The 25470-nt window shown below is 62.9% G+C and carries 26 protein-coding genes; 12 read left to right on the plus strand and 14 right to left on the minus strand.

Features of this window, described 5'->3' with window-relative positions:
* Positions 1 to 157: 157 nt before the first annotated feature.
* A complete protein-coding gene (locus NL528_RS14520; RefSeq protein ID WP_309183341.1) occupies positions 158 to 1549 on the minus strand; it encodes an ammonium transporter in 1392 nt (463 codons plus the stop codon).
* Positions 1550 to 2229: 680 nt separating this feature from the next.
* Between NL528_RS14520 and NL528_RS14525 the strand changes: the two genes are divergently transcribed.
* Entirely contained in the window at positions 2230 to 3750 is a 1521-nt protein-coding gene (locus NL528_RS14525; RefSeq protein WP_309183342.1) for a phage tail sheath C-terminal domain-containing protein, read from the plus strand.
* Between the two features lie 17 nt (positions 3751 to 3767).
* On the plus strand, positions 3768 to 4982 hold the full coding sequence (locus NL528_RS14530; protein WP_309183344.1) for a methyltransferase domain-containing protein: 1215 nt from the start codon (positions 3768 to 3770) through the stop codon (positions 4980 to 4982).
* An 18-nt stretch (positions 4983 to 5000) separates the two neighbouring features.
* On the opposite strand, the gene NL528_RS14535 is transcribed toward NL528_RS14530, so the two are convergent.
* A complete protein-coding gene (locus NL528_RS14535; protein ID WP_309183346.1) occupies positions 5001 to 5237 on the minus strand; it encodes a hypothetical protein in 237 nt (78 codons plus the stop codon).
* Here NL528_RS14535 and NL528_RS14540 point away from each other — a divergent pair.
* Positions 5169 to 5351, plus strand: coding sequence for a cupin domain-containing protein (locus NL528_RS14540; protein ID WP_309184900.1), 183 nt, complete (start codon positions 5169 to 5171; stop codon positions 5349 to 5351). The genes NL528_RS14535 and NL528_RS14540 overlap by 69 nt on opposite strands.
* A 39-nt stretch (positions 5352 to 5390) precedes the next feature.
* Here the strand turns inward: NL528_RS14540 and NL528_RS14545 are convergent, their stop codons facing one another.
* On the minus strand, positions 5391 to 5684 hold the full coding sequence (locus NL528_RS14545) for a hypothetical protein (RefSeq protein WP_309183347.1): 294 nt from the start codon (positions 5682 to 5684) through the stop codon (positions 5391 to 5393).
* Positions 5685 to 6108: 424 nt separating this feature from the next.
* Between NL528_RS14545 and NL528_RS14550 the strand changes: the two genes are divergently transcribed.
* On the plus strand, positions 6109 to 6744 hold the full coding sequence (locus tag NL528_RS14550) for an FMN-binding negative transcriptional regulator (RefSeq protein WP_309183348.1): 636 nt from the start codon (positions 6109 to 6111) through the stop codon (positions 6742 to 6744).
* 13 nt (positions 6745 to 6757) lie between these two features.
* On the opposite strand, the gene NL528_RS14555 is transcribed toward NL528_RS14550, so the two are convergent.
* Genes NL528_RS14555 through NL528_RS14570 form a run of 4 tightly spaced genes read right to left on the minus strand, consistent with a single transcriptional unit; the run spans position 6758 to position 10359 of the window.
* Positions 6758 to 7513 carry a GntR family transcriptional regulator gene (locus NL528_RS14555; protein ID WP_309183349.1) on the minus strand — a complete coding sequence of 252 codons (756 nt, stop codon included), beginning with the start codon at positions 7511 to 7513 and terminating at the stop codon, positions 6758 to 6760.
* A complete protein-coding gene (locus NL528_RS14560; protein ID WP_309183350.1) occupies positions 7503 to 8477 on the minus strand; it encodes a Gfo/Idh/MocA family oxidoreductase in 975 nt (324 codons plus the stop codon). Before NL528_RS14560 ends, NL528_RS14555 begins: the two co-directional genes overlap by 11 nt.
* Positions 8474 to 9361 (minus strand): NAD(P)-dependent oxidoreductase, encoded by an 888-nt coding sequence (locus tag NL528_RS14565; protein WP_309184901.1) that lies wholly within the window; start codon positions 9359 to 9361, stop codon positions 8474 to 8476. Before NL528_RS14565 ends, NL528_RS14560 begins: the two co-directional genes overlap by 4 nt.
* Before the next feature lie 32 nt (positions 9362 to 9393).
* Positions 9394 to 10359 (minus strand): tripartite tricarboxylate transporter substrate binding protein, encoded by a 966-nt coding sequence (locus NL528_RS14570; protein WP_309183351.1) that lies wholly within the window; start codon positions 10357 to 10359, stop codon positions 9394 to 9396.
* 171 nt (positions 10360 to 10530) lie between these two features.
* Here NL528_RS14570 and NL528_RS14575 point away from each other — a divergent pair, with 171 nt between their 5' ends.
* Positions 10531 to 10941 (plus strand): carboxymuconolactone decarboxylase family protein, encoded by a 411-nt coding sequence (locus tag NL528_RS14575; protein ID WP_309183352.1) that lies wholly within the window; start codon positions 10531 to 10533, stop codon positions 10939 to 10941.
* Positions 10942 to 10953: 12 nt separating this feature from the next.
* Positions 10954 to 11844, plus strand: a complete 891-nt coding sequence (locus tag NL528_RS14580; protein WP_309183353.1) for an amidohydrolase family protein — start codon at positions 10954 to 10956, stop codon at positions 11842 to 11844.
* Positions 11845 to 11851: 7 nt separating this feature from the next.
* Here NL528_RS14580 and NL528_RS14585 read toward each other — a convergent pair whose 3' ends face one another.
* From NL528_RS14585 to NL528_RS14600, 4 genes are all read right to left on the minus strand, one after another.
* Positions 11852 to 12829 carry an NADPH:quinone oxidoreductase family protein gene (locus NL528_RS14585; RefSeq protein WP_309183354.1) on the minus strand — a complete coding sequence of 326 codons (978 nt, stop codon included), beginning with the start codon at positions 12827 to 12829 and terminating at the stop codon, positions 11852 to 11854.
* Positions 12830 to 12876: 47 nt separating this feature from the next.
* Positions 12877 to 13950, minus strand: a complete 1074-nt coding sequence (locus NL528_RS14590) for an LLM class flavin-dependent oxidoreductase (RefSeq protein ID WP_309183355.1) — start codon at positions 13948 to 13950, stop codon at positions 12877 to 12879.
* Between the two features lie 91 nt (positions 13951 to 14041).
* On the minus strand, positions 14042 to 14776 hold the full coding sequence (locus tag NL528_RS14595) for a 3-oxoacyl-ACP reductase family protein (protein WP_309183356.1): 735 nt from the start codon (positions 14774 to 14776) through the stop codon (positions 14042 to 14044).
* A 113-nt stretch (positions 14777 to 14889) separates the two neighbouring features.
* Positions 14890 to 15111 carry a hypothetical protein gene (locus NL528_RS14600; RefSeq protein ID WP_309183357.1) on the minus strand — a complete coding sequence of 74 codons (222 nt, stop codon included), beginning with the start codon at positions 15109 to 15111 and terminating at the stop codon, positions 14890 to 14892.
* 245 nt (positions 15112 to 15356) lie between these two features.
* Here NL528_RS14600 and NL528_RS14605 point away from each other — a divergent pair, with 245 nt between their 5' ends.
* From NL528_RS14605 to pucL, 5 genes are all read left to right on the plus strand, one after another.
* Positions 15357 to 15641 (plus strand): hypothetical protein, encoded by a 285-nt coding sequence (locus NL528_RS14605; protein ID WP_309183358.1) that lies wholly within the window; start codon positions 15357 to 15359, stop codon positions 15639 to 15641.
* A gap of 137 nt (positions 15642 to 15778) precedes the next feature.
* Positions 15779 to 16192, plus strand: coding sequence for a DUF3830 family protein (locus NL528_RS14610; RefSeq protein ID WP_309183359.1), 414 nt, complete (start codon positions 15779 to 15781; stop codon positions 16190 to 16192).
* Positions 16193 to 17134 carry an allantoinase PuuE gene (gene puuE / locus NL528_RS14615; protein ID WP_309183360.1) on the plus strand — a complete coding sequence of 314 codons (942 nt, stop codon included), beginning with the start codon at positions 16193 to 16195 and terminating at the stop codon, positions 17132 to 17134.
* A 9-nt stretch (positions 17135 to 17143) separates the two neighbouring features.
* Entirely contained in the window at positions 17144 to 18031 is an 888-nt protein-coding gene (gene uraD, locus NL528_RS14620) for a 2-oxo-4-hydroxy-4-carboxy-5-ureidoimidazoline decarboxylase (RefSeq protein ID WP_309183361.1), read from the plus strand.
* Between the two features lie 100 nt (positions 18032 to 18131).
* Positions 18132 to 18974: a factor-independent urate hydroxylase gene (gene pucL, locus NL528_RS14625; RefSeq protein WP_309183363.1), complete on the plus strand. Its 843-nt coding sequence runs from the start codon at positions 18132 to 18134 to the stop codon at positions 18972 to 18974.
* Between the two features lie 110 nt (positions 18975 to 19084).
* Here the strand turns inward: pucL and NL528_RS14630 are convergent, their stop codons facing one another.
* Both NL528_RS14630 and NL528_RS14635 read right to left on the minus strand, forming a co-directional pair.
* On the minus strand, positions 19085 to 21817 hold the full coding sequence (locus tag NL528_RS14630; protein ID WP_309183364.1) for a molybdopterin cofactor-binding domain-containing protein: 2733 nt from the start codon (positions 21815 to 21817) through the stop codon (positions 19085 to 19087).
* Complete coding sequence (locus NL528_RS14635) at positions 21814 to 22635, minus strand: FAD binding domain-containing protein (RefSeq protein WP_309183366.1); 822 nt, start codon at positions 22633 to 22635, stop codon at positions 21814 to 21816. Before NL528_RS14635 ends, NL528_RS14630 begins: the two co-directional genes overlap by 4 nt.
* Before the next feature lie 152 nt (positions 22636 to 22787).
* Between NL528_RS14635 and NL528_RS14640 the strand changes: the two genes are divergently transcribed.
* Positions 22788 to 24134 (plus strand): 8-oxoguanine deaminase, encoded by a 1347-nt coding sequence (locus NL528_RS14640; protein WP_309183368.1) that lies wholly within the window; start codon positions 22788 to 22790, stop codon positions 24132 to 24134.
* A gap of 204 nt (positions 24135 to 24338) precedes the next feature.
* On the opposite strand, the gene NL528_RS14645 is transcribed toward NL528_RS14640, so the two are convergent.
* The gene (locus NL528_RS14645; RefSeq protein WP_309183369.1) at positions 24339 to 25418 is read right to left on the minus strand and encodes a BMP family ABC transporter substrate-binding protein; all 1080 of its coding nucleotides are present in this window, start codon (positions 25416 to 25418) and stop codon (positions 24339 to 24341) included.
* Between the last annotated feature and the right edge of the window lie 52 nt (positions 25419 to 25470).

Below are 25470 nucleotides of genomic sequence, written 5' to 3' on the forward strand. Positions count from 1 at the left end.
GCTCAGGCACCGGTCCGGCCTGTCCTTGGCCTTAGTGCCTGTGTTGCTTCCACCCTGTTCCGGGCAGCTTGTTCGCGGCGAGCGCTGGATCATGACCCGATCGAATCTGATCGGATCATGCTCCAACGCCCGGCGACGCTGCTTTGACGTCAATTGCTTATTGTACGACTTCTCCATGCAGCGCGAGGTCGAGGCCCTCGCGTTCGATATCCTCCGTCACGCGCAGCCCGACGAACATCTTGACCACGAACAGGATGATCAGGCTGACCACGGCATCATAGACGAATACGGTGGCGACGCCGATGCACTGGTTGAAGAACTGAGCAACGTTCCCCTCCAGCACGCCCGCCGTTCCGCCATATTGCTCGACCGCGAACACCCCGGTCAGCAGCGCGCCGACGATGCCGCCAACCGCATGCACGCCGAAGCAATCCAGCGCATCGTCATAGCTGAACAAGCGCTTGAGCCCGGTGCATCCCCAGTAGCAGACAGCGCCCGCGGCCACGCCGATGGCAAAGGCGCCGACGGGGCCGACGAAGCCGGAAGCCGGCGTAATGGCGACGAGGCCCGCGACCGCACCGGAGCAGATGCCGACGACGGTCGGCTTGCCCTTCAGCGCCCATTCCACCAGCATCCAGGTGAACCCGGCGACAGCGGTGGCAATCTGGGTCACCAGCATGGCCATGCCGGCCTGCATGCCTGCGCTCACGGCGGAGCCCGCGTTGAAGCCGAACCAGCCAACCCACAGCAGCGAGGCGCCGATGAAGGTGAGCACCATGTTGTGCGCCGGTCCGGTCTCCTTGCGCTTGCCGAGCATGATGGCGCACATCAGTCCGGCGACGCCGGCGTTGATGTGCACGACCGTGCCGCCCGCGAAATCGAGTACCTTCACCAACGCGGCATCGTTGCCGGAGGAGAAGATCCCGTCAGGTCCCCAGACCCAGTGCGCGATCGGCGCATAGACGAAAATCGCCCACAGCCCGATGAACCAGAGCATGGCCGAGAATTTCATGCGCTCGGCGAACGCGCCGGCAATCAGCGCCGGCGTAATGATGGCGAACGTCATCTGGAAGCAGATGTAGACGCTTTCCGGGATGGTCGCGGCGAGGGGATTGGGATTGCCGATACCTCCCTTGCCGATGTCGCTCAGGATGTCCTTGAGGAACATGCGATCCAGGCCGCCGATAAAGGGCGTGCCGGCGCGAAACGCCATGCTGTAGGTGACGAGCGCGAAAAGGATCGTGACGAGGCAGGTGACGGCGAAACTGGTCATCACGGTGTCGCCGACGTTCTTCTTGCGCACCATGCCGCCATAGAACAGACCAAGGCCCGGGATCGTCATCATCAGGACGAGTGCGACGGAAGCGAGCATCCATGCGGTGTCGCCGGAATTGGGAGTGCACTTCTCGAGAATCTTGCCCCCGCAGGCTGGCGGGCCCGCGTCTTCCGCGAATGCGATGTCACTCAGCAGAAAGCAGAGCAGCGCAGTCCCCAAGAGAGCAGCCACCAAAGGTACAAGTCTTTGCCGCGCGTATTTCCAGGATTCCATTGTCTCCACTCCTCGTCACAAGAGATGTCGGTTAAGATTTATCCAGCCTTCCCCCAGTCTCTCCATATTTGCGAACGCGAACGGCACGCTCGATCGGGCGAGGCAAGGATCCTGTCCTCGCCCGCCTGTTCCCTTCTCGCTGTAGTCCGAATGGCCGTCGTGATCGCGCCGCTCCGCTGCCCGGGGGCGAGATGATGGGCACAAAGCCAACGCTATGCTCGGCGCCGGGGTAACCGCGCCGGCGTCAAACGACGGGAGATTGGTAGCGAATGGCCCCATGGCTTACCGGCCTTTCCCCGCTGCTTAGCCAGGGTCGGACAATGCCGTTGACGTTCCCGCATCCAATTTTTAACCTTTTCAATCAAGATTCATGCCATCGGTATTGTTTGCACAACCTATTGAATTATCAGCGATTCCAGTTCGCACGACCGGAACAAGTTCGGTCCTTTGCCGATTCTTGTGGCAGACTTGCCTATGAAAACAGCAGTGCTGGGCCCTTGAGCAGTCGCACTTTCGTGGAACTCGCACGCTGGGCAATCTCCGCATAATCACGTACGACAAAACACGTTGTGAGACGTCCGGCTTTCCCATCCGCGTGTTGGCTTGCAAGCCGGTCTGCGTGACGAGCTGTTTGCGCAACGGCATTGCTTCGTTTTATCCCTTTCGGGTTTGGAGCGCCCATGCCGATCCCGGTTAAATCTCCCGGCGTCTCCGTCCAGGAGATCCCCAGCGGCAACGTCACCATTACCGGTGTCGAAACCTCGATCACAGCCTTTGTCGGTCGCACGATGATGGGGCCGCTTGCGCCGATGCACTGCTTCAGCGCAGCGGATTTCGAGCGTTCCTTTGGCGGACGGACCGCTGGTTATCCGCTGGGTGACGCCGTCTGGGATTTCTTTGGCAACGGCGGCAGCCATGCGATCATCGTGCGCGTGTTCAAGGCGCCGGCCGGAGCGGGGGATGGGCTGGCGCGCGCCGACGGCGGCGAATTGACGCTGGTGGCGGCCGCGCCTGGCGCCTGGCCCAATGGCCATCTGTTGATGTCGATCGACGCCACGCTTGGCTCTGTCGATTTGTTCAATCTGACGCTGACATACAAGGCGCCCGACGGCAGCGAGACCGTCGAACGCTTTCAAGACGTCTCGATCAAGGGCAACGCCGGGCCGCACAGGCTGGACCGGGTGCTGGAGACACAGTCACAGCTCGCCCGCGTGCCGGGCGATCCGCTGCCGGTGGCCACGCCGACCGCCGCAACCCATGTAGCGTTTGCCGGCGGCGCCGACAGCGCCGATCTCACTGCCGCGGACCTCGCCGGCAATCCGGAACTGCGCACCGGCATCTACGCGCTCGACAATGTCGATCTGTTCAACCTCATGTGCATCCCGCCGGATCCGGCGGAAGCCGACTACGGCGATCTCGAGACGCTGTATCAAGCCGCGGCGCTGTATTGCCTGAAGCGCCGCGCGATGCTGATCCTCGACCCACCGAAGGCATGGAGCGACCACGCCCGCAAGGGCAGGCTCGACCAGATCCAGCCGAGCGATCTTGGAATCGGCGGACCGGAACTGGAGGCGCGCAATTGCGCCGTCTACTTCCCGCGGATCAGGAAAGCGGATCCCAGGACCGGCCAGATCGAAACCTTCCCGCCCTGCGGCGCGATCGCCGGCATCTTCGCGGCGACCGACAATTTGCGCGGGGTGTGGAAGGCGCCGGCCGGCATCACGGCCGGCATCGGCGGCATCAATGGGCTCGAGTTCAGCCTCAACGATGACCAGAACGGGCAGCTCAATCCCCTGGGCATCAACTGTCTGCGCAATTTTCCGGTCGTGGGTCCGGTGGTGTGGGGCGCGCGCACGCTGCGCGGCGCGGACCTGCTGTCGGACGATTACAAATACGTTCCAGTGCGGCGGCTCGCGCTCTACATCGAGGAGAGCCTTGTTCGCGGCACCAAATTCGCCGCGTTCGAGCCTAACGATGAGGCTCTCTGGTCGAAACTGCGAGAGGCCATCGGGGCGTTCATGACCGGTCTTTTCCTGCAAGGCGCGTTCCACGATCGCTTTGTGAAATGCGACGGGGAGACCACCACGCAAGACGACATCGATCGCGGCATCGTCAACGTCATCGTCGCCTTCGCCCCGGTGAAGCCGGCCGAATTCATCGTGCTGCAGATTCAGCTGCAAGCCGGCCAGACTGCGCCGTAGGGAGTTGCCCGGCCACCATGACATCTGAGGGGATCATTTTGCGCGACGCTAAACAGGGTGCGGCTCCTGACGTTGAGACATTTCTGGCGCGTTCCGTGCGAGGCCTCGAATGGCTGGCGGCGGCTGAGATCGAGACGGATTTGGGCGGCGAGATCGTCGAAGTCGGGCATCGGGAAATCGTTTTCAGGGCACCCCGCGATTCGAAAATATCGCAGCTCGGCAGCATCGACGATCTGTTCTTCGTCTGCGGGGAGATCGACGCAATCGACCGCACACGCGCGAGTCTGTCGAGATTGGCGGAGGGGGTACGAAAGCTTCCGCTCGCGCGCTTCCTGGCGAAGGTCGAGAAATTTCGCCCCGTTCGGCGATCATCGGGCTTTGAAGTTGTCGGCAGCTTTCTCGGGCGCCGGAACTACAATCGCAAGGAGATTGAAACATCGGCGGGAGAAGCGATCGCCGGGATCGTGAGCCTGCCGTTCTTCGATCACGATTTGATTGATCCGGGCGCCGTCGATGTCAGCTTTCGAATTCACATCCGGGATACCCAGGCCATCGTCGGGCTGCGCGTCACCTCTCGCTCGCTGCATCGTCGGGATTACCGGACAGCTTCGATCCCGGGTGCGCTGCATCCGCCGGTGGCGTTTGCGATGGCGATGCTGGGCGGCGCTCAGCCGGGCCATCTCATCACCGATCCATGTTGCGGGACCGGAACGTTGCTAATTGAGGCCAAGCGTCTGATACCGGATACCATGGCAATCGGTTCCGACTTCAGCGAGGTCTCGCTGCAGGCCGCGCGCAACAACGGGATCAACGCCGGTTGCGCGTTGTGGCTCGCCAGAGCCGACCTCGGCCGATTGCCGTATCGTGACGGCTCAGCGGACTGTGTGCTGGCGAATTTGCCCTGGGGGCAGGCGGTGCAGCCGGAAGGAATTGTCCGGAACGATATTGGGTTGGCGATCTCCGAGATACTCCGCGTCCTTGCGCGCGACGGCAACGCCGTTCTGCTGATGCCGCCTGCTGATGACATGCTGGATAAGAGGTGCCGGACCCTGTGGCCTATTCCAATAAGGGTGGCCGGGCGCTGGACCACGATTTACGTCGTGGCCGGCAACAAATACGCGAACAGGCGTCCGGCCTGTCTCGAAACGCGTTACGGGCCCTCGCTGCAGCGGATGTGGGACAGGTTTGGCGATATCGCCGTTGTCGGAGCACCCGCTGACGGGGCGGCGTAGCCTGGGCCCTGTTCGCTCTCACTTCGCCACTTCGCTCCATTCCGGACAGGTGCGCTGCTCGATCGGAATCAGCCACGCCCTGTAGTTGGTCTGGTCGATCACCTCGGCGGGCAGGATGATCTTCTCCGGCACGGGTTCCTGCCTGAGGCGCATGTCGCGCGTCACAAGCATCAGGTTCAGGAACAGATCTATCATGTCCTTGAAGGCGAGGGCCTGATGGAAATCGCCGGAAAGAATCATGTCGTGCGCAGGCACGACTTCATCTTCCTGCCGCCCGGCGTCGAACACGCCATCTCCAATTCGGGTCTGGCTGATCTGGTGTTTCTGGTGATCACCTCGCCGGTGACGGATGACGAGAAGCCGATCTAGTTGATGCGAGCTGCGCAGGAGGTCATTCCCGGGCGAAGCTCATTCAATCTTGGCACGATCGAACAGTTCCTGCGTCGTCGTTCCGTTGGCATGGTTGTCGATGATGCGAAGCTGGGTGCCGGCGCCGACAACTTCAAAGAAGATCTTGTCGTCCTTGGCCTTGTCGCGCCAACGTCCGGGCTCGTTCGCCCATACGACGCGATTGCCCTCCAGCCGGCATCGATAGGCCCAGACGAAATTGTCGATCGGGCGCGCATAGGTCAGCATCACGACGCCGTCAGGGGCGGTTCTCGTTTGCATGAGTTTTGGATCGCGGTCCGTGATCGCTGCCATCGCCGTTCGGCAAATGGCTGGAGGGTCGAATGACGATTCGGCGGATGCGGGCGACGCAACCGCAAGCAACATGGTCACCGCAAGTAAGTCGGGGAGGGAAGGCATCTCGAATCCTCGTCTCCGGAGGTATGCCCGTTTAGCTTGATCCGGAGATTGCGGCTACCATTCGATGCAAGTTCAACCAAGGCTAGGCACATTATCCGCCGAAACTCCCCGGCTTTTGATTTGGATCAAGCGAAAACCGTGGAGCAAACGCATTTTTGCCCTGAGCAAGGGCGGCGTCCGGCGACCAATTCGCCAACGACATGCGGCCCTTGACCCCCGGCCAATTCACCGCGAACATTTGCCAGCGCGACGGTGGCTGCCTGAAATCTCGCCAAGCTCTCCTCGCGCGGCCGAACGGCTGAATCACGAGGAGACCGCGGTGCACATCCTTCGTCCAATGTTTGCCTGGGATCGCGACGGTGCGCTGGATTTTGCTGCGGCCCGCGGATTTGGCGCTGTCATCGCGAGCGCAGACACCGGTCCGATCAGTTCGCACGTGCCCTTCAGCATCCACCGGACATCCGATTCAGTGGCCGTACAATTCCATTTGGCCGCGCGGAACAAACTGGCCGAGCTTGCGGATGGCCGGAATCCGTTCCTGCTGATCGTATGGGGCCCGGACGCCTATGTTTCAAACGACTGGTACGCGACGCCGGATCACGTCTCGACCTGGCTCTATGAGGCGGTGCATCTTTCCGGTCCGGTACGGCGGCTTCCGACCGAAGGCAACCGCGGTCACGGCGACGTCCTGCTTTCGACATTCGAGGAACGGTTGATGCCGAAGCAACCGTGGTCGCTGTCGACCATGGAGGAAAACAAGCGCGAGACCATGCTGCAGTCGATCGTCGTGCTCGAGATGGACGTGAAGCGGGTGGAGGGACAGCGGAAACTGAACCAGCACAAATCCGATGAGGATTATGCTTCGATCACCCGGCATCTAGCGAACTCCGACGATGCCGATGCCCGCGAGATCGCCGGCAAATTGAAGTCGCTTCGCCCGCATCTTGAATATTGAGTTAACGGCTCCTCTAGATGCGCGGCCGCAGCGATCTCTGCATGTCCATCGTGTAGGTGTAGCGGCCTTCCGGATGGGTCGTGACCGTCACCTCGAACAGTTCTTCACGCTGGCCGTAATAGCGGCGCACCATGGTGAGCGCCGGCGATCCCGGCTTTACCCCGAGGGGCTTTGCGAGTTTTGCCGGCATCCCCCGCGCAAATACCTCGAGCTGCGCATATTCGATGGTCTCGCCATACATCTTCGCGATCTGCTCATGCACGGGCGTCCGGCCGTGATCGCGCCGGTCGACGACGCCGGCAAATTTCCGCAACACATAGATCTCGGTCCAGCCGAGCGGCGCGGTAAACGCGTCGGCGCGACGGACGGCTTCAATCAGGAACCAGTGCTTGCCTGGCTCGCATTTCAAAAGTGCGGCGAGCTTGCGGTCGGCCGTAATCTCGCCGCTGCGAACGACCTGGCGATAGGTTTCGTTGGAATATCGCAGCCATTCCGTCAGCGATTTGACGCTGTGGGTGAACAGAACCGGCGGCTCGGCCGCGATCACGACGGAGCCGAGTCCGGCGCGGCGAACGATCAGGCCTTGCTCGGTGATGATGCGTAGCGCCTCGCGCACGGTCTGGCGGCTTGCCGCATAGCGCGCCATCAACTCGGTCTCGGTCGGCAACAGATCTCCGACCGGATAGGCGCCGAGCCGGATCGCTTTCTGCAATTCGGCGGCGATGTCGCGATAGCGCGACGTCTTGGGTGTTTCCTGTTTAGGCGGCATCGCACTGAACCGGGCTTTGGAATTTCATCGACGCGAGCGCGGCTTCGAATGCCGACAGCGTCGCCAGCACCTCGGCTTCCGAGACAGGATACGGCCGCCTGCCTTCGATCGCGTCGACGAATGCATCGAGTTCGGCGCGCAGAACGTCGGTCGCCGGGTAGCTTTCCTGCCGGGGCTTGCTGCCGGAATTGCGCCCGATCAGCGTGGTCTCATCCAGCACCTCGGCAGAGCCGTTTGTTCCGAACACATGAACCCGCCAATAGAACGGCGTGGCCCGGATGGTCGAGAGCGTGCCGGTGACGCCGCTGACGAAATCCATCATCAGAACGGCCGTATCCAGCGGCGGCGGACCTCGTTCCCGCGAATTGAGCTGGGCATTGATGCGACGTACTGGACCCAGCAGGCTGACGAAGGCGTCCAGCACATGCAGCCCGGCGCCGGTCAGGCCGCCGCCGGGCGACTCCTCTTCGGATAATCGCCAGCCCGCCGTGATGCTTTGCGAGTTCTCGTTGCTGTTGTGGCCCTCGATATGAAGAATCCTGCCCAGCTCGCCGCTCGCCACCATGTCGCGCAGCGTGCGCATCGACGGCCAGAAACGCCGGTTGTGTCCGACGGCGAGCGTCACTCCCGCCTCGCGGCAGGCGCCGAACATGCGTGCCGCGTCAGCGCGGTGCAGCGCCAGCGGCTTCTCGCAAAACACCTGCTTGCGTGCCGCGGCGCAGGCGATCACCTGCGCCGGATGCAGCGAGTGCGGCGTCGCCAATAGAACAGCGTCGATGGCGGGATCCGCGAGGACGGCGTTCAGATCGTCGGTGAGCGCCAGATCGTGTTCGCTGCAAAAGCTCCGTGCCGCCGCCATGTCGGGCTCGACGCCGCGGACGATTTTCAGGCGCTCGTGGCCGCGCGATGCCTCGACGAGATTGCGGCCCCAGCGGCCGAGGCCGACGATTGCGCCGTGGATCATCGGGAATCCTCTGTTGAATCCGGCCGTTGCCGGATCGCCTCGATAATCGCCGCGCTGTCGCTGTCCGGCCCCGCGATCGCAATTGCGGTGCGCAGCAAATCAGCCTGCGCCTCGGTAACAGGCAGTCGAAGACCTTGTCGCGCGGCTTCTGCCAGGATGAGTTCGGCATCCTTGAGGGTTTGCGCGAGGCGCGATTGCGGCCGAAAATCCCGGTTCAACATTTTTTCGCCCTTGGTATCCATCACGCGGGAGTAGGCGGCGGATTGGCGCGCCGTCGCCAGGAAGGTCTGTCCATCGAGCCCCATACGCTCTGCCAGAACAATTCCTTCGGCCAGCGTCGCGCGGTTATTCTGCAGGATCAGGTTGATCGCGAGCTTGGCGCGGCTGGCGTCGCCCACTTTTCCGATCCGCGTACGTTGCGGACAGAGAATGTCCAGGAGTCCGTCAACGGCGTCGATGGCGGCGGCGTCCCCGGCGACCAGCACGGTCGCGGTGCCGTCCCTGACCTCGGCGCTGGTGCCCGAAATCGGCGCTTCGACAAAGGCAATGCCGGCACTCGCCGCGCGCTTCGCAAGGCGGATGATCTCGTCCGGTGCGCAGGTCGTCGTGCAGATGATCGCCGGACGGGCAGGGCTGCTTTCGAGATCGGCGAACGCCGCTTCGGCCTCCGCACCACTGTAGACGGCGATGACGATTGCGCGGCAATGGTCGGCGAGTTCGCGCGCGGAAGCGGCGGCCGTTCCCCGATTTTCCCTAGGTTTCGCGCATCTGCCGGGATCGATGTCGAAGCCGATCACGGGAATGTCCGCGCCGACCAGGCGCTCGGAAAAGGCGGTCCCGATCAGACCAAGTCCGAGGATTCCGACCGGCGCGTCAGCTTGCATGGGCAACGTGCCTCTTCCGTCCGTTCAGCACGCTATTTCGCCTCGATGCCGGCGGCCTTGGCTTCCGCCGTCCATCGCGTGATCTCGCTGCGGATAAAGCTGCCGAATTCGGCCGGAGGCATCGTGGAAACAACCATGCCGAGGTTGGCAAGCTTTTCGCGGACCGCCGGCGTCGACAGGATTTTTTCGCTTTCGGTGTAGAGCCTCTTGATGATCGGCTCGGGCGTATTGGCGGGCGCCAGCAGGCCGTACCAGATCGTGGCCTCGAAGCCCGGCATGGCCTCGGCGAGCGCGGGCAGGCCCGGTGTCAATTCATTTCGCTTCGGCGATGTCACGCCGATGCCGCGCAGCGTGCCGCCCTGCATTTGCGGGATAGCCACCGAAAAATCCGCAAAGGCGAGATCGATCACGCCGGCGATCACGTCGGTCACCGCCAGCGGCACGCCGCGATAGGATGCCGAGATGATTGACATGCCGCCCCGGCTTTGCAATTGCGCGTTCGATATCTGCGAGGCACCGGAGCCGTAGCCGGCGGTCATGTTTTGATGGGTTTTCGCATATTCCATGAATTGCGAAAGATCCTTGGCCGGAAAGTCGGGCTTGACCAGCAGCACCATCGCGGTGGTTACGGTCCGCAGTATCGGCGCAAAATCCTTGGCGGGATCGTAGGGAAGGTTTTTGAGCATTGAGACATTGCTGGCCTGGGTCGTATTGGTTCCCATCAGCAGCGTGTAACCATCCGGCACACTGCGCGCGACCTCCTGGGCGCCGATGCTGCCGAGCGCGCCGCTGCGGTTCTCGATCACGACGGTCTGCCCCAATGCGTCCTGCAGGTGCTGTCCGAGCATCCGTGCGACCTGGTCGGGGCCGGCGCCGGCGGGAAACGGCACGATGATCTTGATCTGCCGGGTCGGATAGTCGTCGGCGGCGGCATGGCCCTGCGCCCCCACCATCCCAAGCAGAACAACAGCGGCGAGAACACCCGGTCGCAGTCCCATCCGTTCGCTCCCTGACATTTCCAAGGCCTCTCTACGGACGCCCTTGGGAATTATACGGACAAAGTTGGCTTAGGCAACAGGATGGCGATCTATGAAGGGGCCGGCTTGATTGAACTAATGGCCAAATGACCGTATAAATCGTTCAACCACAACAGGACCGGGAGCGGAAAATTGGACACCAGCGAACTATACGCGCGCGGTCTGCGCCGGCGCAAAGCGATGTTCGGTGAGGCGGATGTCGAGAAGCGAATGGCGGCCGCCGGCGAATTCGGCGCACCGCTGCAGAACATCATCAACGCCTATGTCTACGGGGATGTCTGGGAACGGTCGGGCCTCCCCAATGATATCCGCAGCCTCGTCATGCTCGGCATCACCGCCGCCAGCAACAAGCCCGCCGAGTTCAAGGTCCATGCCAAGGGCGCGCTCGCGAACGGATGCACCAGGGAGCAGGTGCAGGATGTCCTGCTGCTGGTTGCGATGTATTGCGGCGTGCCGGCCGCGATCGAGACCAACCGCATTGCGGCGGAGATTTTTGGCGAAGCGCCCGGCGCGCCGGCCAAGACCCAGCAAATCGAGCCTTGAGCGAATGCTGCAATGAAATCTGTTCCAGCTATCGACGCCCACCATCATACCTGGCGGCTGAACGATCTCCCCTGGCTGTCGGGGCCGCAGATGCCGCGAATCTTCGGACCGTATCAGCCGATCTGCCGCGACTATCCGATCGCGGAATATCGCAGCGACATCGCCGGCTGCGATATCGTCAAATCGATCTACATCCAGACCAACTGGCCCGCGGGGCGGAGTCTTGACGAGGCTCAATGGGTGCAGTCGGTGGCCGACGAAACCGGTTGGCCGCACGCCAGCGTCGCGCACGCGGACCTTGCCGATCCCGATGTCGGTTCATTGCTGAAGCGTCTGGCCGAACTGCCGGCGACGCGGGGCATCCGGCAGCAATTGCACTGGCACGAAAATCCGCAATATCGCTTTGCGCCGCGGTCCGATGTCATGAACGATGCCGATTGGCGCCGCGGATTGGCGCGGCTTGCCGATCACGGCTTGCTGTTCGAGCTGCAGATCTTTGCAAGTCAGATGCCGGATGGCGCGAAGCTTGCGCGGTCGTTTCCGTCAACGACCTTCGTGCTCGAGCATGCCGGCATGCTCGAGGACATGTCGCCCGATGGCTGGCGGCTCTGGCGCGAGGGCATGACGGCGCTGGCCGCATGCTCCAACGTCAACGTCAAGCTTTCCGGGCTCGGCACCTTCGTTCATGCCTGCCGCGACGATTTGGTCGGTCCCATCGTCCGGGAGACGGTTGCGATGTTCGGTGCGGACCGCTGTTTCTACGGCAGCAATTTTCCGATCGAAAAACTGTGGACGGACTACGCCACGCTCTATCGGACTTTTCGAAACGCCATCGCGCATCTCGACGAAGCCGCGCAGGCCGCGATCCTGCATGACACCGCGGCGCGGCTTTATCGGATCTAGCTTGGCATCAAGGGAGCTTGACGATCATCTTCCCGAGCGCCGATCGCGACTGCATGGTCTTGAAGGCCTCGCGGAAATTCTCGAACGGCACGACCTTGCCGACGACCGGCTTCAACGTGCCCGATGCGAGCCAGCTGAACAGCTGGGCGATCAGACGCGCATGGGTTTCCGGCTCGCGCTTCTGGATTTGGGCCATATCGACCCCGAGCAAAGCGCCGCCCTTGAGCAGGGGAAGGTTGAACGCCAGCGCTGGAATGGTGCCGGAGGCGAACCCGACCACGAGATGCCGGCCGCGCCAGGCGATTGAGCGGAATGCCTGCAGCGCGACTTCGCCGCCGACGGGATCGAAGATGACGTCCGGACCATGACCGGCGGTCAGCGTCCTGAGCGTGTCGCGCCAATCCGCCTTGGTGTAGTCCACGACATCGTCGGCGCCGAAGCCCGTGGCGAATGCGCGCTTTTCCGGCGTTGAAGCCGCGGCAATGACTCGCGCGCCCAGAAGTTTTCCGAGTTGGACGGCGGCGATGCCGACGCCGCCCGCGGCCCCCAACACCAAAAGAGTTTCGCCCGCGCGCAGGTAAGCGCGTTCGCTCAGCGCATAGAGCCCCGTCAGATAGTTGGCCTGGAATGACGCGCCGGCTTCCGCGGCAACCTGCTCTGGCAAGGCTTTTAGCGCCGCCGAAGGCACCGAGATGTATTCGGCAAGGCCGCCGGAACGGGCCATGCCGATCACGGGCATGCCTGGCGTGAACGCCGGAACGTCGTCGGCGACGGCATCGACAATTCCTGCGAATTCGGTGCCCGGCACGAACGGCAGCGGATCCTTGGTCTGATAAAGTCCCTGCACCTTCAGGCCGTCGACAAAGCCGATGGCGGCAGCTCCAATCCTGACGCGGACTTCGCCGGCCGCGATGCCCGGCTGGCTGATCTCCTTGATGGAAATGCCGTCGATCGAATCGTAATTTTCGACGACCACCGCTTTCATGCCGATTCCTCTTGTTCTTCTTGGGGCCCGCGGCTGCAAGGCCGAATTTACTCGGCGGCCTGGACTTGCCGGTCGATCTCGGCAGCTCCAGCCCTGATCAACGGGATCAGATCGCGTCCGATGGCAATCGTGTCGTGCGGGTTCTCAAAGCCGCGCAGCAGGAACGAATGGATGCCGAGGCGGTAATATTGCAGCACCGCGGCGGCGACCTGTTCCGGCGTCCCGACCAGACACGATGTATTGCCGGGGGCGCCGGTGGCGCGCGCGATTCCCATCCACAGCCGTTCATCATGTACGTCGCCGCGCGCGGCGAAGCCGAGCAGGCGTTCGCTGGAATGATTGCCGGGTTGCGGCGCGGCGCCGGTCTTGCGTTCGACATCCGCCAGCAGGCGATGCGCCTTGTCCCACGCCTCGCCCTCGCTTGGCGCCATGATGGGGCGCAGCGACATGTTGAAATCAGCTTTTCGCCCATATTTGGCGGTGCGCCTGCGGAAATCGTTGATCCGGTCCTGCGTCTCCGCGAGTGGCTCGCCGAAGATCGCGAACACGTCGCAATATTCGGCGCCCATTTGCAGCGCGCCGTCCGACGACCCGCCGAAAAACAGCGTGGGGTAGGGCTGCTGATAGGGCTTGATGTCCGAATAGGCACCGGCGACCCGGTAAAACTCGCCGTGGTGATCGAACGGGGCCTCGCTGGTCCACATCCGGCGCATGACATTGAGATATTCGCCGGCACGCCGGTAGCGGTCGTTTTTGGGCAGGAAGTCGCCCTCGCTGGCCTGATCCTGGTCGGTCGTGCCGGCGATGATGTGAAGCGACATCCGGCCCTGCGTGAGCTGGTCGAAGGTGGCGACCTGTCGCGCCGCGAGTGCGGGGGCGACGGAGCCCGGCCGGTGTGCGATCAGAAATTTGATCCGCTCGGTATGGTCGGCGGCATACAGCGCGATGGCGAACCCTTCGGCCGCCGACGCATAATATCCGACCAGAACGGAATCATAGTCCCATTGCTCATGCAGGCGGGTGAAGTCGATCACCCACTCGCGCGAAATCTTGCCCTTGATCAGGTGAACCGCGACCCCCTCCATCTGGGTGCCGATCATACCGGCGATCTTCACGGGCATGGCTGTTCCTCCCATCCGGGGCGACTGCTGCGCCAATGATCCGAATGAAACCTGCAATGATCCCCGAAAGCAAGAGCTTGGCGCCCATGCACTAATTGAACGCCAAGCCGCCGCTCATCGCCACCGTCTGGCCGGTCATGTAGGGATTGTCGAGCAGCATCATGACGGCCTGGGCGACTTCATCCGCCTTGCCGAAGCGGCCGAGCGGAACCCGGCTGACCAGACCTTGCTGCCCCTTCATCATATCCGTCTCTATCAAGGAGGGCGCCACCGCGTTGACGGTAATGCCTTCCTTGACCAGGCGCGCGGCATAGCCGCGGGTCAGCCCTTCGATACCGGCCTTCGAGGCGTTGTAGTGCGCTCCGATCGAACCGGCGCCGCGGGCGGCGCCCGACGATATATTGACGATGCGGCCCCATCGCTTCGCGCGCATCGTCGGCAGCACCGCCTGGGTGCACAGAAAAACCGACTTCAGGTTCACCGCGATCGTGCGATCGAAGTCGGCTTCCGAGAGATCGTCGATCCCGCGGGTGATGGCGATGCCGGCGTTGTTGACGAGGATGTCGACCGGCCCGAGTTCGGAATTTACCCGCTGGACCATCTGTGCCACGGCGTCGGCTTGAGAAACGTCCGCGGCGATCGCGATGGCCTTTCCGCCGGTTCCACCAATGCTTTTCACCAATCCATTGGCTTCGTTGGTGCGCTCGCGATAATTGATGGCAACGGCGACGCCGGCATCCGCCAGCCTTCGCACGATCGCAGCCCCAATCCCGCGCGAGCCCCCGGTCACCAGCGCCACCCGTCCGCGCAAGGTTTCTGTCGTCATCGGCATCACCAATTCGTTGTGCATTCGATATTAGGCGTCGGCAGTCCCGCGGCAAAACAAAAAGCCGGCCGCAATGTGCGACCGGCTTTCTGTTGTCAACGCCGGTTCGGCGTTCAGTGCCCGGCAGGCGCCGAGTAGCCGCCGGAATAGCGGTACGCGTCGGACAGTGCGGCCGGAGCCGGCCAAGCCGCGTAGGCATCGGCGTTGCGGTTCTGCTGGTGGGTCGCGACCGCGCGGTCCGCTTTGCCATGATGACGCTGCGCGGCCGCGGCGAATTGCACCGACGTCGCAACGATCAAGGCCGAGCCGAGAATGGTGAGGATGGTCTTGCGCATTTTAGTTCTCCCTTTTGCGCTTTTCGCTGGCGAGGCAAACGCGCCTTCGCGTGTCAGCGCTGCTCCAGAGATAACGATGGCCGGCGTGGATTATTACGACCCCGCCAATCACGAAGCGGCGAGCAAATTTCTTGATCAAAAATATTTTCGGCTAAATATTCAGCAGCGGCTGTCGTCAGTCTGTAATAGACTGGCTGTGACCGATCCGGTTCGATCAGGGAATACCTGTGTTGCGAGTGAGGCCGATGAAGAAGATTTTGCTGGTCATTCTCCTGATGACGTCGCCTGCCTGGGCGCAGACTCAATTGACGCCCAAGGCGACGGCGCCCAAGGGCGCGTCGGCGCGCGTGGTCGACGACTGCGCTCCGATCGGGCGGACCGCGAAGGGCGAACTGGTCTACTCGATCAAGTGCGACAATTTGCCGGCGCCGCCACCGCCGCCGCCACAGGCCGAAGCGCCGGCGCCGCCCCCGGAACCCGAGGTGCAGCGGAGCGGCATTTTCGGCTGGTCCTATGACCGCCGGCAATAGAGCGATCGCGGCGGGCCGCCGCTGAAAACCTGCCTTTGGGGCTAGAATGGTCCTTGCTTCGGCTAATTCCGGCTGCAATGGATATTGCCGACCCCCTTTCGCAAGCCCTCCAAGCCCACTATGAGAAGAAGATATCGATGAGCCAGTTGATTGTCCGCGCCGGCGAGTTCACCTTCCAGGCCCGTTTCGAAGAACAGCTGGCGCCCAAGACCGTCACGGCGTTTCGCAAAGCCATGCCGTTCGAGAGCCAGGCGATCCATGTCCGCTGGAGCGGCGAGGGGGTCTGGATGCCGCTCGGCGATCTTGATTTCGGCGTTTCCTATGAAAACCACACCAGCTATCCCGCGCCCGGCCAGATCATTCTTTATCCCGGCGGCATCAGCGAGACCGAGATCCTGCTCGCCTATGGCGGCGTGCACTTCGCCAGCAAGATGGGCCAGCTCGCCGGCAATCATTTCATCACGCTCACTTCGGGCTTGGAAAATCTGACCGCATTCGGCAAGACCGTGCTGTGGAAGGGCGCGCAGAAAATCCGCTTCGAGGAAGTCTAGGTGGCTGAGGTCGGTTACCCGCGCGATCTCCGCGGCTACGGCCGCAACCCGCCCGATCCGAAATGGCCGGGCAACGCGCGCGTCGCCGTGCAGTTCGTAGTGAATTTCGAAGAGGGCGGCGAGAACAACATTTTGCACGGCGACCGCGCCTCGGAGGCGTTCTTGTCCGACGTGCTGGGCGCACAGCCCTGGCCCGGCCAGCGCCATGCCAACATCGAGTCGATGTTCGAATATGGTTCGCGCGCCGGCTTCTGGCGGCTGTGGCGGATATTCGGCGAACGCCAACTGCTGACCACCGTGTTTGGTGTCGCCACTGCATTGAAGCGCAATCCCGAAGTGGTCGCGGCCATGAAGGAGGCCGGGTGGGATATCGCCAGCCACAGCCTGAAATGGATCGAGCACAAGGACATGTCGGAAGTCGAGGAGCGCCGGGAGATCGTCGAGGCGATCCGCGTGCATACCGAGGCGACAGGCGCCCGTCCGCTCGGATGGTACACCGGGCGCTCGTCGATCAATACGCTGAGATTCTTGATGGAAGCCGGCGGCTTGCTTTATCTCTGCGACTCTTATGCCGACGATCTGCCGTACTGGATCAAGGCGCCATCCGCTGGCCCGCATCTGGTCATTCCTTACACGCTCGACGCCAACGACATGCGTTTTGTCAACGCGCAGGGCTTTGGCGGCGGCGATCAGTTCTTCACCTATCTCAAGGACAGCTTTGATGTCCTCTATGCCGAGGGCGAGACCTCGCCGAAGATGATGTCGATCGGGCTGCATTGTCGCGTCGTCGGCCGCCCCGGCCGCGCGGCGTCCCTGATGCGGTTTCTCGATTACATCATGAAGCATGAGCGGGTCTGGGTACCGACGCGGCTGCAGATCGCGCAGCACTGGCACGCCAATCTCGGGCATCTCGCCGCCAACGCCTTCGACATCGGACAGTGAAAGCGCGAAATGATTCAGAAAACGCTCGCCGATCTGAATGCCTGCAGCAAGGACGAATTCGTCGCAGCGCTCGCGAACATCTTCGAGTATTCGCCATGGATCGCCGAACAGGCGGCGTCAGCGCGGCCGTTCGCGGGCGTCAATGCGTTATTCGCGGCCATGAAGGCGGTGGTCGATCGCGCGCCCTCCGAATTGCGGTTGGCGCTGATCAAGGGGCATCCTGATCTCGCCAACAAGACCCAGCGCGCCGGGGGCCTGACCGCGGAATCCAGCGACGAGCAGAACAGCGTCGGCCTCGACCGGTTGTCGGATGCCGAATATGACGCGTTCGAGCGCGTCAACAACGCCTATCGCTCAAAATTCGGTTTTCCCTATGTCGTCTGCGTTCGCCGCCACACCAAGGATTCCATCCTGCGCGATTTCGAACGCCGGCTGCCGAACGACGCGAACACGGAAACGCAGGCCTCGGTCGCGGAAATCTGCCGGATCGCGGCGCTGCGGCTCGATCAACTGGTGACGTCGGACGACCGGCTCGCGGTGCACGGGCGGCTGTCGACCCATGTGCTGGATACCCATAGCGGCAAGCCTGCTGCCGGGATCGCAGTCGAACTCGTCGAATTGTCCGACCTCGGCGTCAGCCGCGTGGTGACGCGCACCGTCACCAACAGCGACGGCCGCACCGATCAGCCCTTGATCGGCGGCCGTCCGGTACCGATCGGGCGTTACGAATTGGTGTTCAGCGTCGGGAAATACTTCGCCGCACGGCAGGTGCCGATGTCGGATCCGCCGTTCCTCGATCAGATTCCGCTGCGCTTTTCGGTGAGCGATCCCGAGGGCCATCTCCACGTGCCGCTATTGGTCACGCCATGGAGCTACGCCACGTATCGGGGGAGCTGAATGTCTCTATGCCTCATCCGATGGCACGAAGGTTGCTCATTATTGGCTCGTAACGGGTGACGAAATCCCGCGAATTTACCGCTGAACTGGAGGCTCTCGCGTGCCGCTGATCAAGAACAGATATGGGAAGGGCCGCGTCCGCGTGATGCGGATTCATCGCGATGGCGACAAGCACGAGGTCAGCCAGCTCAACATCAAGGCGATGATCGAAGGCGATTTTGCCCGCGCCTACACCCACGGCGACAATTCCACTTCGGTCTCGACCGACACCATCAAGAACGTGGTCAACATCGTCGCCCGCGAAAACACCGGGCTCTGCACCGAAGAATTCTGCCAGGTGCTGGCGAAGAAATATCTCGACAACTACCCGCGGATTTCATCGGTCGCGATCACCGCGCATGAGACGAAATGGAGCCGCCTGAGCTTTGGTGGCAAGCCGAATCCGCACAGCTTTGTGCTCGACAGCAACGGCAAGCCGTTCGTCGAGGCGACGCTTGCCCGCGATGGTGCCTCGACGCTGATTTCGGGCATCGACGGCTTTACCTTCATGAAGTCGACCCAGTCGGGCTGGGAGAATTACGTGAAGGATCGCTACACCACGATTCCGCCGACTGGCGACCGGATGTGCGCAACCTCCATGGTAGCGTCCTGGAAATGGTCGGGTAAGCCGCAAAAGTATTCCGCCATCAACGTGAAGATACTCGACACGGTGCTGGAAGTGTTCTCGACCACCTACAGCATGAGCGTTCAGGACAGCCTGTACCGGATGGGCGAGGCGGCGCTCGCGGCGGTGCCGGAGATTTCCGAAATCAGCATGGCCTGCCCGAATATGCATTTCATCCCGATCAACCTGTCGGCGTTCGGGCTCGATAACCACAACGATGTGTTCCTGCCGACCGATGAGCCGCACGGCCAGATCGAATGCACGGTAGGGCGGGGCTAGGTTCGCTCTCCCGGCGTCATTGCGAGCGAAGCGAAGCAATCCATAGGGCCGCAAAACAAGTGTGGATTGCTTCGTCGCTTCGCTCCTCGCAATGACGGCGGTGGTGAGGCCTACGAATCCTTGCCACCAAATTTCTCATGCAACGCCGGCCACAGCCGGTCCGGCTTGAACGGCGTTGCCGTAAAGCGGATGCCGGTGGCGTCGGCGATCGCGTTACCGAGCGCGGCGGCGACGGGATTGTACGGGCTTTCGCTCATCGATTTGGCGCCCATCGGCCCCAATGTGTCCGAGGTGTCGGCGAACAATACTTCGGTGCGCGGAACGTCGGCGAAAGACGGCAGATGATAATCGCGGAATTTGGGATTGACCACGCGGCCGCCCTCATCGATCAGCATCTCCTCGTACAGCGCGGCGCCGAGCGATTGGGCGACGCCGCCTTCGACCTGGCCGCGGCATTGCATGGGATTGGCGACCCGGCCGGCGTCGGCGGCCTGCACGCTCTTCAATATCCTGATCTCGCCGGTAGCCTCGTTCACGGCGACACGGAAGCCCTGCACATTGAAGGCGACCGAGCGCGGCGTCCCCTCAGAGGTGCCGGTTGCGACCAGCGTTGTTCCCCCGACTTTTGCGGCTTCGGCTAGTTCGGCAAAGGACAGGCGGTGTTTGCCGCAAACCACGCTCTCGTTCTGGATGGCGCAAGCGGCGGGATCGGCTCCGGCGATCTGCGACGCGAGCGCCTTGAGGTCGCGCGCGAGATTTTCCGAAGCCGCCTGCGTCGCGCGCCCGGCCACAAAGGTGCCGGCGCTACCATAGGCGCCGGTGTCGTGGCCGCCATGGGCGGTGTCGGATTGCCGCAGGTGGATGCGATCGACCGTGGTCGCCAGGGCGGTCGCGGCGATCTGGCGATGCACCGTAGAGGTGCCATTGCCGAACTCCGCCGTGCCGACCGTCAATTCGAACCCGCCATCGTCTCGCAGCGAAATCTTGCAGTCGGCCAAATGTCCTTCGGGCGGGACGGTGTCGATCATGGTCAGCGCGATGCCGTCGCCGATCAGCCACTCGGCGGAGAGCGCGGTGTCAGCCGTCTCGGCGGCCATCGCGCGCTCGACCAGATCGAGGCACTGGTCCAGCCCGTAGGAGCCGTAGAGCACGTCGGTATGTTCGGGGCCGGGCGGCGAGCGCATGGGATCGCCGGGTTTGACGATGTTGCGGCGGCGGATTTCGAACGGGCTGATGCCGAGCTGTCTTGCAAGTTCGTCGATCGCCGCTTCCACCGCGATCAGCGTTTGCGGCAGGCCATAGCCGCGGAAGGCGCCTGACGGCACGGTGTTGGTATAGGCGGCGACGGCATCGACCTTCTTGTTCGGGCAATTATAGACGCCGATGCATTCGCCGACGGCGTGGAACAGCACCGGGCCGGCATGGTTGCCATAGGCGCCGGTGTTGGAGAGCACGTCGAGCTGCAGCGCGGTCAGTTTTCCGTTGTTGTCGGCGCCGGCCTTCACGGTGACGCGCATCGGATGCCGCGTCGAGGTCGCGATGAACTGTTCCTCGCGGGTGAGTTCGAATTTTACAGGGCGTCCGGTCTTGATCGCGGCGAGCGCCAGGATATCCTCGACGAACATCTCCTGTTTGCCGCCGAAGCCGCCGCCGACCCGTTCGCAGAACACCCGCACCTTGTCGGGCGCGAGATCGAAAATCTCCGCCAGCGCGCGCCGCGTCAGGAATGGCACCTGCGTGCTGGAGCGAACGTTCAGGACGCCCTTGGCGTCGACCCAGGCAAGACCGCCATGGGTTTCCAGGGCGGCATGCTGGACCCGCTGGGTGGTGAAGGTGCCCTCATAGGTCGCGGCCGCCTGCGCCAGCGCGGTGGCGACGTCGCCATATTCGCCGTGCCTTTCCGCGACGATATTGCGTTTGGCATTGGTGACGCGATGCTCCGGCGTCTTGTCGGGATGGATGACGGGCGCGCCCGGCGCAATCGCCTCTGCGGGATCGACCACGGCGGGGAGAATTTCGTAGGCGACCTTGAGGCGGCGGCAGCCTTCCTCGGCGGCGGCCTCGGTCTCCGCAACGACCGCGGCAACCTTCTGCCCGATGAAGCGGACGACATTGTCGAGCACGCGGGTGTCGTCGGGATCCATCCAGACCCTCTCGTGCCGCGCGGTCGAGAACAGGCGATCCGGCGAATCCTCATGCGTCAGTACCGCGTGCACACCGGGGACGCTCAGCGCCGCATTCTTGTCGATCGAGATGATTTTGGCGTGCGGATGCGGCGAGCGCAGCATCTTGATGTGCAGCAGGCCTTCGATATCCGTATCGAACGTGTAGCGCGCCGCGCCGCGCACCACCTGCGGTCCCGCGGGCGCCGGCAGGCTGCGGCCGAACGCGCCGCCTGCAGTAGCGTCCTCGATATTGGTCTTGCCATCGAGCGCGTCTTCGATCGAACGATAGCCGGTGCAGCGGCAGATATTGCCTTTCAGCGCGGCGCCGAGATCCTGTCGCTGCGCCTGGTTCAGCGAGGCGCAGGTCAGGATCATGCCGGCGGTGCAGAAGCCGCACTGAAACCCCTGCGCATCGACGAAGGCCTGCTGCATCGGATGGGTACCGCCGTCGGGTGCCAGCCCTTCGATGGTGGTGATGGCGTGGCCGTCGGCGCGGAACGCCGGGATCAGGCAGCTATGCACGGGCTCGCCGTCGATCAGCACGGTGCAGGCGCCGCAGTCGCCGGCATCGCAGCCTTTCTTGACGCCGAAATGGCCGAGCTGGCGCAGAAATGTCCGCAGGCATTGGCCGGCCCGCGGGCTTTCGGAAAATTCCTTGCCATTGATCTCGAAGGTCATGGCAGCGCCTGCAATTCGCTGCGGATTTCCTGCGCCAGCCGCTGCGTCATGGCCTTGCGCCACATCGGCTTACCGTGGATGTCGGTGTGGTAGAGGCCGTCGGGAATCCGCTGCAGGATCGTTTCGCGCAGCTCTTCTGGTTTTGGCATTCCCGCAAAGGACAGCTTTACCGGCCGCGCGGTGGCCGCGGTGATAACAAGCACAAAATCACCTTCGCTCGTGACGCTGCCGATCAGCAGCGCCGCCGACCGGCCGACCGGTGTCAGCGAGATCTGGCGAAACGCCGAACGGCGTTTCAGCGCCGCCAGCGGAATATCGATTTGCCGCAGCAGATCGCCCGGCGCCAGCACATTGCGCTGATCGCCGGCGACGAAGTCGGCGACGGCAACTTTCCGCTCGCCGCCGCCGGCCTGCCAGATCGTGCAGACGCCGTCGAGCGCCGATGTCAGCGAGATCATGGGACCTGCCGGCAACGACATGCAGATGTTGCCGCCGACGGTCGCCGTCTTCCAGATCTTGAAGGAGGCCAGAAACGCCCGGCAGCACTGGTTGATCAAGGGCGAAGCGATCCATTCCGGCGGGCAGGCCAGCGCATCGAGCTGCGCCACGGTGCAGGTCGCCGCAACGCTGAGCCCGGACTCGCCGATGGTCAGCGCCGGCCATTTGAAATCGGTGAGGTCGATCAACCGGGTCAGATGGACCTGTGGCTCCGAGAACAGCCAGGTCCCGCCCGCGAGCCAAGCGTCGCCGGCCGTCCAAACGGGCAATTGCGCCCGCGAGGTCGGATGCGCAACTTCATTGATGGTATTCAAATCCATAGATACGCCAACGCTTTCAACACGATGCATCTCAGCCTATGAAGTCTTGCAAGACCAGCGCCAATTGTCACGGGGCTTGCGATGTTCTTTGAATTGCAGGGACGGTTAAGCTGATCGTTCTGCAATTCGGTATCCCAAGGAAAGTTCGGAGCATGGACCCCACGCGGGCAATCTGGATCAAGGATCCACTGGCCATCCTCGCCGATGGAGCGGAACGCGGCATTGTCGTCCAGAACGGCAGGATCGTCGAACTGGTGCCGAAAGGCGGCCAGCCCAGGACATCGGCGGTTTTCTTCGAGGCCGGCGACCATGTGGTGCTGCCGGGGCTGATCAACACCCATCATCATTTCTACCAGACGCTGACGCGGGCGGTGCCGGCGGCGCTGGATCGCGAGCTGTTTCCCTGGTTGCAGGCGCTTTATCCGGTCTGGGCGCGGCTGACGCCGGATGCCCTCAATCTCGGCGTCACCGTGGCGATGTCGGAATTGCTGCTGTCGGGCTGCACCACCACCACCGATCATCATTACGTCTTTCCGGCCGGGCTCGAGGACGCCGTCGATATCGAGGTGGCCGCGGCCAAGCGGCTCGGCATTCGCGTGCTGCTGACGCGCGGTTCGATGAACCGTTCGCAGCGCGACGGCGGCCTGCCGCCCGACAGCGTGGTGCAGGACGAAGACACGATCCTGGCCGACAGCGCGCGCGTGGTCGCAAAGCATCATCAGCGTGGCGCGGACGCCATGGTGCAGATCGCGCTGGCGCCATGTTCGCCGTTCTCGGTGACGACCTCGCTGATGCGCGCGACCGCAGACCTTGCCGACAAGCTCGACGTCCGCCTGCATACCCATCTGGCGGAAACCGAGGACGAGAACAAATTCTGCGAGCAGATGCACGGCTGCCGGCCGCTGGATTACCTCGATCAATGCGGCTGGCTCAACGCGCGGACCTGGCTGGCGCATGGCATCCACTTCAACGCCGACGAGATGAAACGGCTGGGCAAGGCCAGGACCGCCATCAGCCACTGCGCCTGCAGCAACCAGTTGCTGGCCTCCGGCTGCTGTCCGGTCTGCGAGATGGAAGAGGCGGGGGTTTCGATCGGGCTCGGCGTCGACGGCTCGGCCTCGAACGACGGATCCAATCTGATGCAGGAGGTGCGGGTCGCGTTCCTGCTGCAACGGGCGCGCTACGGCGTCGGCCGCATCAGCCACAAGGACGCGCTGCGCTGGGCCACCCGGGGCTCGGCGGCCTGTGTCGGCCGTCCCGAGCTCGGCGAGATCGCGGTCGGCAAGGCGGCCGATCTGGCGCTGTTCAAGCTTGACGAATTGCGTTTCTCCGGCCACGGCGATCCCTTGGCGGCGCTGGTGCTGTGTGGCGCGCATCGGGCCGACCGGGTGATGGTCGGCGGCAACTGGGTGGTGATGGACGGCGCGATTCCCGGGCTTGATATGCCCGACCTGATCCGCCGCCACAGCGCCGCGGCGCATGCGATGCAGGTGGGGTGACGGCCGGTGCGCTCCCTCGCCCCGCCCTTGCGGGGAGAGGGTTGGGGTGAGGGGCTCTCTCCCAACTTCGATGGTAATGGTTTGGAAAGCCGCAGTCTTCTGGAAGCGTCGACGGCGCAAGCATAGTGCCTCGCCCCTCACCCGGATCGCTACGCGATCCGACCTCTCCCCGCTTTTGCGGGGAGAGGTGAAGAGAAGCCGGCCTTACTTGCCGGGAATCTTGTCGTCGATGCCCTTGACGTAGAAGTTCATGCCGAGCACCTGACCGTCGTCGAGATGGGTGCCGCCCTTGCACTCGACTTCCTTGCCGTCCTGGCCCACGACCGGACATTTGAACGGGAGCAGCTTGCCGTCGATGATGGCTGCTTCGGTATCCATCGCCAGCTTCTTCACGTCGTCGGGCATGTTGGTGTAGGGCGCCATGACGACCATTTTCGATTTCAACCCGCCCCAGGTGTCTTCCGAGGTCCACTTGCCGTCGAGTTCGGCCTTGACCCGGTCGATGTAGTAGGGCGCCCAGTTGTCCATGATCGAGGTCAGCTGCGTCTTCGGTCCGAACTTGATCATTTCGGAATCCTGGCCGAACGCCAGCTTGCCGCGCTCGGAGGCGATCTGCATCGCCGCCGGACTGTCGGTGTGCTGCATGATCACGTCGGCGCCCTGGTCGAGCAGCGCCTTGGCGGCGTCGGCTTCCTTGCCGGGATCGAACCAGGTGTTCGCCCAGATGATCTTGACCTTGATGTTGGGATTGACGGTCTGGGCGCCAAGGATGGTGGCGTTGATGCCCATGACGACTTCCGGGATCGGGAACGAGCCGATGTAGCCCAGCACGCCGGCTTTCGACATCTTGCCGGCGATAACGCCCTGAATGTAGCGGCCCTCGTAGAACCGGCCGTTATAGATCGACATGTTCTTGTCGCGCTTGAAGCCGGTGGCGTGCTCGAAATGCACGTTGGGATATTTCTTGGCCACCTTCAGCGTCGGATCCATGTAGCCGAACGAGGTGGTGAAGATCAGTTTGTTGCCGGCGCGCACCAGCTGTTCGATGGAGCGCTCGGCATCGGGACCCTCGCTGACGTTTTCGAGATAGGTGGTCTCGATCTTGTCGCCGAATTCCTTGACCAGTGCCTGGCGCGCAAGGTCATGCTGGTAGGTCCAGCCGAAATCGCCGACCGGACCAAGATAGATGAAGCCGACTTTGAGCTTTTCGGCGGCGGAAGCGCCGAACATGCTTGCTCCGGCGGTGAGCATCACTGCGGTCGCCGCAATGAGAATTTTTCTCATGGATATCTCCGGTTTACTTAAGGGGTTGAATGTCACTCCCGATGCGCCCGCG

The sequence above is a fragment of the Bradyrhizobium sp. Ash2021 genome, assembly GCF_031202265.1.
In the GTDB taxonomy this organism is placed as follows: domain Bacteria; phylum Pseudomonadota; class Alphaproteobacteria; order Rhizobiales; family Xanthobacteraceae; genus Bradyrhizobium.

Coding starts and splice junctions, on each gene's coding strand:
- NL528_RS14520 (WP_309183341.1), bottom strand. CDS start 1,549: ATGGAATCCTGGAAATACGCGCGGCAAAGACTTGTACCTTTGGTGGCT.
- NL528_RS14525 (WP_309183342.1), top strand. CDS start 2,230: ATGCCGATCCCGGTTAAATCTCCCGGCGTCTCCGTCCAGGAGATCCCC.
- NL528_RS14530 (WP_309183344.1), top strand. CDS start 3,768: ATGACATCTGAGGGGATCATTTTGCGCGACGCTAAACAGGGTGCGGCT.
- NL528_RS14545 (WP_309183347.1), bottom strand. CDS start 5,684: ATGGCAGCGATCACGGACCGCGATCCAAAACTCATGCAAACGAGAACC.
- NL528_RS14555 (WP_309183349.1), bottom strand. CDS start 7,513: ATGCCGCCTAAACAGGAAACACCCAAGACGTCGCGCTATCGCGACATC.
- NL528_RS14560 (WP_309183350.1), bottom strand. CDS start 8,477: ATGATCCACGGCGCAATCGTCGGCCTCGGCCGCTGGGGCCGCAATCTC.
- NL528_RS14565 (WP_309184901.1), bottom strand. CDS start 9,361: ATGCAAGCTGACGCGCCGGTCGGAATCCTCGGACTTGGTCTGATCGGG.
- NL528_RS14570 (WP_309183351.1), bottom strand. CDS start 10,359: ATGGGACTGCGACCGGGTGTTCTCGCCGCTGTTGTTCTGCTTGGGATG.
- NL528_RS14580 (WP_309183353.1), top strand. CDS start 10,954: ATGAAATCTGTTCCAGCTATCGACGCCCACCATCATACCTGGCGGCTG.
- NL528_RS14585 (WP_309183354.1), bottom strand. CDS start 12,829: ATGAAAGCGGTGGTCGTCGAAAATTACGATTCGATCGACGGCATTTCC.
- NL528_RS14590 (WP_309183355.1), bottom strand. CDS start 13,950: ATGCCCGTGAAGATCGCCGGTATGATCGGCACCCAGATGGAGGGGGTC.
- NL528_RS14595 (WP_309183356.1), bottom strand. CDS start 14,776: ATGACGACAGAAACCTTGCGCGGACGGGTGGCGCTGGTGACCGGGGGC.
- NL528_RS14600 (WP_309183357.1), bottom strand. CDS start 15,111: ATGCGCAAGACCATCCTCACCATTCTCGGCTCGGCCTTGATCGTTGCG.
- NL528_RS14605 (WP_309183358.1), top strand. CDS start 15,357: ATGAAGAAGATTTTGCTGGTCATTCTCCTGATGACGTCGCCTGCCTGG.
- NL528_RS14610 (WP_309183359.1), top strand. CDS start 15,779: ATGAGCCAGTTGATTGTCCGCGCCGGCGAGTTCACCTTCCAGGCCCGT.
- uraD (WP_309183361.1), top strand. CDS start 17,144: ATGATTCAGAAAACGCTCGCCGATCTGAATGCCTGCAGCAAGGACGAA.
- NL528_RS14630 (WP_309183364.1), bottom strand. CDS start 21,817: ATGACCTTCGAGATCAATGGCAAGGAATTTTCCGAAAGCCCGCGGGCC.
- NL528_RS14635 (WP_309183366.1), bottom strand. CDS start 22,635: ATGGATTTGAATACCATCAATGAAGTTGCGCATCCGACCTCGCGGGCG.
- NL528_RS14640 (WP_309183368.1), top strand. CDS start 22,788: ATGGACCCCACGCGGGCAATCTGGATCAAGGATCCACTGGCCATCCTC.
- NL528_RS14645 (WP_309183369.1), bottom strand. CDS start 25,418: ATGAGAAAAATTCTCATTGCGGCGACCGCAGTGATGCTCACCGCCGGA.